Source organism: Nostoc sp. (genome assembly GCF_036919815.1).
Lineage (GTDB): Bacteria > Cyanobacteriota > Cyanobacteriia > Cyanobacteriales > Nostocaceae > Nostoc.
In genome coordinates, this window is sequence record NZ_JBALCE010000076.1 from 21,315 (window position 1) to 30,744 (window position 9,430).

6 protein-coding genes and 1 pseudogene are annotated in these 9,430 nt (G+C 42.2%); 3 read left to right on the forward strand and 4 right to left on the reverse strand.

Annotated features, from left to right (window positions below):
* Positions 1 to 747: 747 nt before the first annotated feature.
* Positions 748 to 2,535: a hypothetical protein gene (locus tag V7K15_RS17985; RefSeq protein WP_334907286.1), complete on the reverse strand. Its 1,788-nt coding sequence runs from the start codon at positions 2,533 to 2,535 to the stop codon at positions 748 to 750.
* A 650-nt stretch (positions 2,536 to 3,185) separates the two neighbouring features.
* Here V7K15_RS17985 and V7K15_RS17990 point away from each other — a divergent pair.
* Both V7K15_RS17990 and V7K15_RS17995 read left to right on the forward strand, forming a co-directional pair.
* Positions 3,186 to 4,412, forward strand: coding sequence for a succinate--CoA ligase subunit beta (locus tag V7K15_RS17990; protein WP_334907296.1), 1,227 nt, complete (start codon positions 3,186 to 3,188; stop codon positions 4,410 to 4,412).
* Positions 4,413 to 4,502: 90 nt separating this feature from the next.
* Positions 4,503 to 5,384: a succinate--CoA ligase subunit alpha gene (locus V7K15_RS17995; protein ID WP_334907288.1), complete on the forward strand. Its 882-nt coding sequence runs from the start codon at positions 4,503 to 4,505 to the stop codon at positions 5,382 to 5,384.
* A 763-nt stretch (positions 5,385 to 6,147) separates the two neighbouring features.
* Here V7K15_RS17995 and V7K15_RS18000 read toward each other — a convergent pair.
* Positions 6,148 to 6,477 (reverse strand): hypothetical protein, encoded by a 330-nt coding sequence (locus V7K15_RS18000; RefSeq protein ID WP_334907290.1) that lies wholly within the window; start codon positions 6,475 to 6,477, stop codon positions 6,148 to 6,150.
* A 526-nt stretch (positions 6,478 to 7,003) separates the two neighbouring features.
* The gene (locus V7K15_RS18005) at positions 7,004 to 8,377 is read right to left on the reverse strand and encodes a DUF2252 domain-containing protein (RefSeq protein ID WP_334907292.1); all 1,374 of its coding nucleotides are present in this window, start codon (positions 8,375 to 8,377) and stop codon (positions 7,004 to 7,006) included.
* 184 nt (positions 8,378 to 8,561) lie between these two features.
* Here V7K15_RS18005 and V7K15_RS18010 point away from each other — a divergent pair, with 184 nt between their 5' ends.
* Positions 8,562 to 9,242 carry a RibD family protein gene (locus tag V7K15_RS18010; protein ID WP_334907294.1) on the forward strand — a complete coding sequence of 227 codons (681 nt, stop codon included), beginning with the start codon at positions 8,562 to 8,564 and terminating at the stop codon, positions 9,240 to 9,242.
* A 94-nt stretch (positions 9,243 to 9,336) separates the two neighbouring features.
* Here the strand turns inward: V7K15_RS18010 and V7K15_RS18015 are convergent.
* Positions 9,337 to 9,430, reverse strand: a pseudogene (locus tag V7K15_RS18015) (photosystem II protein D1); the annotation flags it as partial.

Below are 9,430 nucleotides of genomic sequence, written 5' to 3' on the forward strand. Positions count from 1 at the left end.
ACATTAACTGAGCTTTGTTTTAATTCCACGAGATGCCCCTCCGCAGAATTGAACAGGTACAAATGTTCAACACCTTTATACCGCTAGAATTTTACCCATTCACGGAGACGACACAAAAATGTCTATTCTTGAATGGAACCCCATATTCTAGATTGTCTAGGCTCAGTGTACAGCTAGCATTTTCGGCTTTGTCTGTACTTATTTATAATACCATTAATCGTAGTGTTATAAATAATAAATATAATGAACATGGGTCATGGCTCGACATAGCAATTAATGTGTTTTGGCTATGCCAAAAAACATTAATTACTATATCTCCCCACTCCCGCGCATTCATGAGCCAGCGCTGTAGACGGGTTTCCCATCGCTCTCGTCTGGCGTCCCCACACTCCTAAAAGTGAGTGTGGGGCTTCTGCTGTTTTAGCTAAATTCGGCATTGGGCAAAAAAACCCTTGGCTGAGTTGTTTTCGACGCGGCTTTTTAATTATTAAAGCCGCGTTTCTCATCAGACTTACGCATCATACATATGTACTATACAGAATTTGGGTTTTTCAGCCATGTCTAACACCCAAAACAGTAAATATGTGACCAAATCAGGGTTGCACTCAGCACCGGAAATCTCCATTTTGCGTAATACATATTATAGTCAATTTGTATAGTGCGTAAGTCCTATCTCAATCATTTGACATTATTATATTCCAAACTCCTGTACGCGATTAATCGCGTCTCTCCTAACCCCTAACTTTTCTACCCGCTTAAAGTCCGTGTATAAATTACGTTACCTTGGGAATCATACAGGAAAAGGGACAGGTTAGCATTGTCACTAATTACAGCTAAAGCTTCCCGTAAGATTTGCAAGTGATTGGTAACGTCAACAGCAGTATCCGAGTTTTTAGAATAAGGATTAGCCAAGTTATTTTGCCTTATTTGGTCATACTCCGGGGTTAGGCGGACAATAATTCTTGTATTCTCTATGCTAAATGTGCAAATCCGAATTCCATTAATACAGGTTTTATTTAAGTCAGTGCGGCTTTGTTGCAAACTACTAACAACTTGTAGTTTTTCTTGTACTTGTTTGAGGGCTGCTGAATAGGGTTCAATCAGAGACTGAGCCTGAGTGTAGTACAAGCTATCTTGGGAAACTTTTTTAGCAGTTTGCAAAGCCTGATCCCAGTATGTCGCAGCTGCTTGCCATTGGTTTTGTTGCTGATAAACTTTGGCTTGCTTGGCGCTGCTAACGGCTTGTTGGTAGGTTTTAATAGCAAATTGTTCTTTTGTAGCGCGATCGCGTGCTGCGACTAACTTAGGTTTATAATCTATCAACAGCTTTTGGGCTTCTTGGTATCCAACGCTAGTTTGGGGAATAGTATTCAAGGCATTAACTACCACCAGCCAAGTAGACTGCACCTCTTGCCATTCATTCAAGGATTTAGCAGTAATTTCGCGGTTTTCGGCTGCATTGGCTACAGCTTTTGCTGCTGTCAGTTTTTTCAGCCATTTTTCCTCAGTAAATATCTGTTGATTTACAACGTGCAAACGGACACGAAAACTAAGTAATTTTCCTTGCACCAGTCCATAGAGTTCACTACTGGAACTTATAGTTTCTAGTGGCGCTATAGCCTGTCGCCATAAGTGCTGACTAGCTTGTAATTCCTCTAGGCTATATGCAACTTTTTGTTCCGCCAAGGATGCCATCTGCAAAGCCTTGACCACCTGGTTGATTTTTTCTGCTCGTCCAGACAAAGTTGCTTTTAGTTCTTCTGACATCTGAGAACGGGGCGACCAACTAGGAATTGCATTCAGGGCTGCGCTGGCTGCTACAAGTTGCTGTTGTACAACTACTAATTCTTTTTCAGAGTTGGCACGGCGCATCAGTTGCGGGGATATTGTTTTTAATTGCTCGGCATTTTGTATTTCTTTACACTCAGACATCACACAAGGGCGAGTCAATAAGTAAGCACCACCGCCTAAAACTACAATTCCCACCAAAGCTGCACCCACTAGGATAAGTTTGATTGGGAATGCTGGCTTTGAAGCCAACAAATTCGGCGCATCTGCAAACGGGTCAAACGGTTCCTCCTGTTGAGTCTCATCGATTGATGGAGAATATGTCAGAGATGATGAGGCATTTACTCTTCCCTCTCCCTTGTCTCCCTTGTCTCCCCTGTCTCCCCTGTCTCCCCTGTCTCCCTTATCTCCCCTGCTCCCCATCTTCCCATTCCCCCACCCCCCCGTCTGCTTCAATGCCAAGAAACATTTGGCATAAGGGAGTTGTTCGCCAAAAACTCTCAGGAAACATTGCACCCGTTGCTCTTTGTGGGGTGCTAAAGACTGAAGTACTTCCTCAATGACTGCAAAAATTAGTTGAGCGTCAACTATTACATCTGATGTGTGTTGCGTTAAAATCATTAGCTCGTCTTTATTGACGGCACACTTCACCTCGAAGACTTCAGTCGTTGAGACTTCTACAAGTAATTGTTCCTGCAAAGTTTTGGCTAAAAGCTGTAAATCTTCCTGCTGGACTGCTACTTTCATAGAGCTTTCCCGCTAAATTTCTATATTGTTTTGATTATCTTTAAGGAGATGAAACAAACTTTCTGGGTTTGTTGAATGCAAATGCACAGTTTAACCAACCACAGCCGGAAAATCTGAACGACCAACTTTCTAACACAAATTCTGACTTTTCACCAAAAGTTAAAAAGGCAGTTATTGTTCGTGTCGCTACATTTTTATTGTGCTAGATGCGAAAAGAAATAATCTATCTTCAGATATAAATTACAAATAACAAATGGTAACGATAGAGCTTTTGAGTATTTTCACTGTATTTATTGGCGACAATTAAATTCACACTAGCTACTGGTGTGCAAAACTATGGTTGCAGAGCAGTTGTGACAAAATTACCCCAGGGTTAAGGAAACGATACTATGTCAGAGGGTTTTGACAGAAATGCTAGTTATCTTCTATGCTGGGAAACTTACTGAGGAGATTAATTACGTGTTGTGGCTGTGGCACAAACAGGTTGGCTATCGAAATTAATCTGCCTGATTTGCGGAATTCGATAAAATTGAACCGTGGAAAAATAAATTTTTATAGCTGCTAAAAGCTTAATTATGCAATAAAGGTGATGCAAAATATTAAGACAGCACTAACTAAAGGTTTGAAAAGTGTCAATGCAAGGTGTATCAATGGATTTATTAGAGTACCAAGTTAAAGAATGGTTTGGGAAGATAGGCATTCCGGTATTGCCCTCCCAACGAATTGACCATCCTACAGATTTAAAACGTTTAAAAATTCGCTTTCCAATTGTACTGAAATCTCAAGTACATGGAGCGGAACGGGCAAAAGCTGGTGGAGTCAGGTTTGCGGAGACGACAATCGATGCGATCGCAGCTGCTCAAAATATCTTTAGTTTACCAATATGGGGCGAATTGCCGGAAGTTGTGCTGGCAGAATCCCAATACGACGCCAGCCAAGAATTTTATCTAGCGGTGGTTTTAGATACTGCTGTTTGCCGACCGGTACTTTTAGGTTGCAAAGAAGCAGACATCGATTGGGAATCAGCTGGGGAAAAAATGCACTATGTCGTTGTAGAACAGGAATTCTCGCCATTTTATGCCCGACGACTGGCTTTGAAAATGGGTTTGCAAGGGACGCTGATGCAGTCGGTAAGCAGCGTTGTGGAGAAGATGTACGAGTTATTTGTGCAAAAAGACCTGGATTTAGTCGAAATCAATCCCTTGGCAGTCAGTGCTACTAGTCAAGTTATGGCTCTTAATGGTAAAGTCAGAGTCAATGAACGGGCTATCAAGCGTCATCCCGATCTTGCGGAGACGGCGGCAAAAATTATCAGCCGTCATAGCAGTACTGAAATCAACGGGATTTTGGGCGACTGGGATGGTGTGGAAATGCATGGAAAAATCGGTATTTTAGGTAATGGTACTGGTTCAGTGATGGCAACTTTGGATTTAGTCGCTAATGCTGGTGGCAAACCAGGTGTTTGTTTGAATCTACGTCATGCTTTCCTCACAGATACTACACCAACTACCTTCCGCGATCGCCTAGCGGCAGGTCTGAAAATCCTGGAGGCTGACAAAAGCATTCAAGTAATACTAATTAACTTTATGGGTAGCATTCCTCAAACTGAGGAAGTGGTTGAAGTAATAGCCAGAGTTGTGCAGCAAGACAACAACGAACTTAAATCACAGGTTGTACATTCTAATGGTAGTAAAAATCGGCAAGAACCGAATTTTTCACCCTTAGTTGTTCGTCTGGCTGGTTCTGAATTTGATGCTGCTAGAAAATATTTAGCAACACTAAAAACCCCCAGCAATGCGCTCCTGGTGGTAGAAAATTTAGATGAGGCAGTGGCGGCAGCAGTTCGGCTTGCTAAACCAACGGCTAATAAGAAGTAGTAAAAATTGAATCAATCCGACATGAGAAACTTGTCGTTTTTATGCCCAGTAGTCCAAGGTACTGGGTTGCCAAACTTACGGTAATTTTTTATGAACCTAAAGCCAGAAAGTAAAGTCTTAATTCAAGGCTTTTGTGAATTTATATCAGGCACTCATGTTGCTCAAATGACAGCTTATGGCACGAATTTGGTAGCTGGTGTCAATCCAGGATGTGGCGGACAGAAACTGCATGGACTGCCAGTATTTGACTTAGTAGAGGAAGTAATAGAACAATTTGGGGCAATTGACACGACAATTATTTGTGTAGATCCTTACGACGTGCTAGATGCGGCATTAGAAGCGATCGCATCTCATATTCGCCAGATCATTATTATCACTGCTGGCGTGCCGCCTTTGGATATGGTGCAATTACTCCGCAAAGCCGAAGCCTGTGAAACTCTGGTAGTCGGGCCCAATAGTCCAGGGATAATTGTGCCGGGAAAAATTCTCTTAGGTACTCAACCTAGCGAGTTTTATACCCCTGGTGCAGTGGGGATCGTTAGTCGTAGCAGCACCCTCACCTACGAAATCGCCTACGAATTAACAAAAGCAGGTTTGGGGCAGTCGATTAGTGTCAGTATTGGTAGTGATGCGATCGTTGGTTCCTCCTTTCTGCAATGGCTACAAATTCTCGATGAGGATGAAACTACACAGGCGATCGTTTTAGTCGGTCAACCTGGTGGTGGTAGTGAAGAAGCAGCAGCGCGGTACATTGCTGAGGCAATTGATAAACCAGTAATTGCCTACATTGCAGGCAGACAAGCACCACCAGGAAAAAGTTGGCGTCAAACTGGGACTTTAGCAACGTTTATCGGACGCGATCCTAACTTTGGCACAGCCCAAAGTAAATTAGCTGCTTTAAAAGAAGCGCAAGTTCCAATAGCTGAACGTCCTTCTCAGATTCCAGAATTATTGAGAAAGGAGATTAATTGATATCTCCCTGGCGTGTCTGGAAAGTTGGGTTAGGGATCTCGCAAACTGACGTTCAGCTTCACCTGAACATTCATAGTTGAGTTCTGCATAGTCAAATATATAGGACTTACGCAAAATATCTCTCAAACTCTGATTTCTCTGTGTCCTCTGCGCCTCTGTGGTAGCCTGCGGCAAGCCGAAGCGTCTACGTTATTCCGTAGACTTGTGCGTAAGTCCTAATATAGTCAGACATGGCTTTTTAGAGATTACCACTTCCTTGACAGAACCTTTAAGGCATCTAGAATGGGGTCAAACTTTTCGCTATAAAACCAGCTAAATTTACCCGAATTGGGATGGATCGCACAGCTAGCTAAACCCCAGAAAAAGACTATATCTGCTTAGATTTGACTATGCTTTATTTAAAGTTTTCTAATACATCAAACTTAAAACCCTCTCTAGAGAGGACTTAAATCAACTTCGCAACTTTCTGTTTAAGGACAGTACAGTGGGAAATGTCCAGTTCCGCCAGCGCAGATAGCGTTGGCAATTATCCTACAAGCCTATATGGGAGTATTAGATGATGAAGTCATAACTACTATCAAGTCTTCCATAGATAATAAGAATCCCACCCCAGCAAGAGATAACAATCATAATCTCGTAGCTTTTATATAGGGTAGGATTTTTGTTTAGCCAAAGTTGCACATCGCCTAATTAAAAGGTAGATAAACCCAGAATTTTGGGATGATGTCTAACTTCAATTGCCTTTAAAATTATGCAATTGGCACTAAGCAATCGGGAAACCGCCGTCACTAGCACCAAAATTTGGGATACTACCATTGAAGCTGCCACTAGTTGGAATACCATAGCTACCCAAATCGAAGCTACTACTACTTGGAATAGCATAGCTACCCAAATTGAAACTGCCACTACTTGGGATGCCATAGCTACCCAAATTGAAGCTGCCACTACTTGGGATGCCATAGCTACCCAAATCAAAGCTGCCACTACTTGGGATGCCAAATGCGCCTCCAGGAGCGAACGGATCACTGAGGTTGCCAGCCTGACCACCACCAGTAAGTCCCTTCCCAGAAAAAGAATTTACATCAAATGCCATCAGAGTTAATCCTCCTATTAGGACATAAAATTTGCTTAGTCAAAAAATGTCATGAAGGCACAATTAAGCTTCCTTCGTAACTTTTTTGTTGTTTTTTTTAATTGCTAATCTTGAGCTTTTCGGACTAAATTACAGAGTGCTTGGATTAAATCTACTGACCAAAACAAACTTGTAATTAACGCTAGTCCTACAGACAAATATATAAAACTTAACTTATTTTTACAATGAAAAATCCTTAGATGCTTGTGTCAAATCTTTAGATACTTTTACTCTTGGAGTTTGCAGGGTAAGATGCTTTAAATAAGTTATTTTTGCAATGAAAAATCCTTAGATACTTATGTCAAATCTTTAGATATTTTTATTCTTGGAGTTTGCAGGGTAAGCTCATTTAAATTAGTATAAATCAGACTTGACAAACAGGCATTATCAGTAAATATACACGAATGCTGCTTTGAAAATCTTAAGGAAGACAAGTTTCTCCCTTGTCTCACCCATAAAGACAATCTCTGAATACTGAATCAACATTCTAGTAGAGTGTCACGCCTTGGTTATAAGCATCTACAAAACTCCTGTGGTCATACTCGACTTGAGTTGCATAGTCTACCGCAAAATTAACGATCTCATCTTTGAATCCAGCTTTCTTACCGCTAACGATGTCAGTCACTTCTTTGTCAACGCTTACGGGAATAATCGCAGCATCATAATCTTGATCAGAGATTGCATGGTTCTTCGCAACGACCTTCCCTGCATATCCCATCGCATCGATGAATTTTGACTTAGTGGTTAGCAACGTATAGTCAAAGTCCACTTGGTAGGGTAATTTTTCATGCAGCATAAAGGAGATACTACTGAACGTAGTGTAGCCAAGCAAGGGATCAGTATTAGAGAGCATTGCTTTCGTGGCGATTGTCACCCTCGCCCCTTCTTGGTTTCCGTAAACTGAAGATGGCAGCAGACCTGGAACTGCGATCGCCACGACGCTACTGCCTTCCTGCTTCATCTCCAAAATGCGATCGTCGTCCGCTACTAAACTTGGGCCTTCAATCAGCAAGTAATATCGGTACTTACCAAGACTACCAGTGCCTGAAGCTAATTTCAGCCGAATATCCTTGAGGGTGTAGTAACTATTGTTATAGCGCTTACTGCTAGAAATTGAGGCGATGTAGCTGTTCATCGCCCCAGCAATGTTGGAATAGGTGCTGCTGGATACAGCCTGGAGTTCCGAGTTTGTCTGGAAAACTCGATTATTACTGTTATTTAACTGCGTGTAATTACTTAGCAAGCTAGAACAGCTCTTGTCTGATGCCTTTTGAATCAAATCTTTGACCACACCGTTCGTATTGCTGGATTCCAAACGGTATGATAGTTCATCATTTGTTCCCTTAAAGTCACTCATCTTGTTTAGATAAGCATCCAAGAAATTACGGACAATATCCTGAGCATCACTTGAGCTAAGACCGTTCTCTTTAGCTACCAACAAAATGGAGACTGCCATCCGTCGCAAGTCCCAAACGTAGGGGCCAAGATAGCCTTCATCAAAGTCGGTAGTGTCAAAAACGTTATGAGCATTGCTATCTCTGATCCCCCCAAGATTTTGTATATGCATATCTCCCTCTAACCAGATAGCTGAGGTTGAAGAATTCAGAAATCCTGAATTTGGTAAGGTCTGCATATCACGATAAAAAATGTGAGCCGTCCCCCGATAAAAGGCGAAAGGGCTAACTGTCATTTTTTGCATTTTCGTTGCCAGTTCTTGAGGCAATTGAGAAGCAAAAGGATGATTGTATTGATAAATTTCATTCTCCACCCAAGTTGAACGGGGAGTTGCAGCTTGGACTGGAGATGCAAACCTCAAAATTAAAATTAAGATAAATACGATTGCAGATATGTATTTAGGCATGACAGTCTCTTAGGCGTAAAAAAATTGACTCTTGTTAGACTCTAGTGTATAGATAATTATCCAACAACAATTCTTTTACCACCTTGAGCCATAGCTTATAAAGTGATTTAAAGCCAAATACAACAACTATTCATAGCAAAGAATTCAAAAAGGTAAAATTATAAAGAACCGTCAGAACGTAATCATGTCAGCTATCCAAACAACTGTGGTTCTTGCCATGACGGCCGATGGAAAGATTAGCGCCGTAGATCCGAAAGCGCCTCGTGAATCTGATGCAGCTGATCAAGCACACTTAGAGTATCAAGCCTCCCTTGCTGATCTAATCCTGGTAGGAGCCGGGACGATTCGGGCTGAGGGGGAAACCTTTACAATTCGCAATCCCGAACTGTTGGCAGCACGTAAGGTTCGGGGTCAGTCTCCCCAGCCCATTACCTGCGTTGTCTCAGGTTCCCTTGACCTATCGCTGGACTTGCCTTTTTTAAGCCAGGACATTGAGCGATGGATATTTACAACACGGGCTGGTTTGGAGCGTAATTCTGATGCAACAACCTTGCAAAAACTGGCTGAATTAATTGATTTGGGAGATACAGACTTGGACTGGGATCGAGCCTACACCTTGATGGCAGAGCGGGGTATTCACAAGGTCGTTACTTTGGGAGGTGGCTCTTTAACAGCTTCTCTACTGAAAGCAGGGCGAATTGACGATTGGTGGTTGACAATTTGGCCTGTCATTTATGGAGGAAAGCACGCCCCTAGCCCAGTGGAGGGAGAGGGTTTTGTTCCCAATGCTGCTCCTCAGCTCCAACTCCTCGAAACTCGTCAGGTTAGAAATGAATTGTTTTTACACTACCGTACAGTTAACTGAGAATGCGGTGCCAGAATTAAGCGCTATAATCGTTGATACTAAAAAGCGCCCTCCTTTTCGGGAGAGCGCTTTTTGATTTAGCTAAACTTCAGAATTAACCGTTGATAGCAGGAGCGGTTAGAGCCACAGGAGCAAAATCACCAGCAGCCAAATCTAGGGGGAAGTTGTGAGCATTGCGCTCGTGCATT

What these genes read in the sequence shown, in the direction of transcription:
- V7K15_RS17985 (WP_334907286.1), bottom strand. Translation starts at nt 2,535, where the DNA reads ATGAAAGTAGCAGTCCAGCAGGAAGATTTACAGCTTTTAGCCAAAACT.
- V7K15_RS17990 (WP_334907296.1), top strand. Translation starts at nt 3,186, where the DNA reads ATGGATTTATTAGAGTACCAAGTTAAAGAATGGTTTGGGAAGATAGGC.
- V7K15_RS17995 (WP_334907288.1), top strand. Translation starts at nt 4,503, where the DNA reads ATGAACCTAAAGCCAGAAAGTAAAGTCTTAATTCAAGGCTTTTGTGAA.
- V7K15_RS18000 (WP_334907290.1), bottom strand. Translation starts at nt 6,477, where the DNA reads ATGGCATTTGATGTAAATTCTTTTTCTGGGAAGGGACTTACTGGTGGT.
- V7K15_RS18005 (WP_334907292.1), bottom strand. Translation starts at nt 8,377, where the DNA reads ATGCCTAAATACATATCTGCAATCGTATTTATCTTAATTTTAATTTTG.
- V7K15_RS18010 (WP_334907294.1), top strand. Translation starts at nt 8,562, where the DNA reads ATGTCAGCTATCCAAACAACTGTGGTTCTTGCCATGACGGCCGATGGA.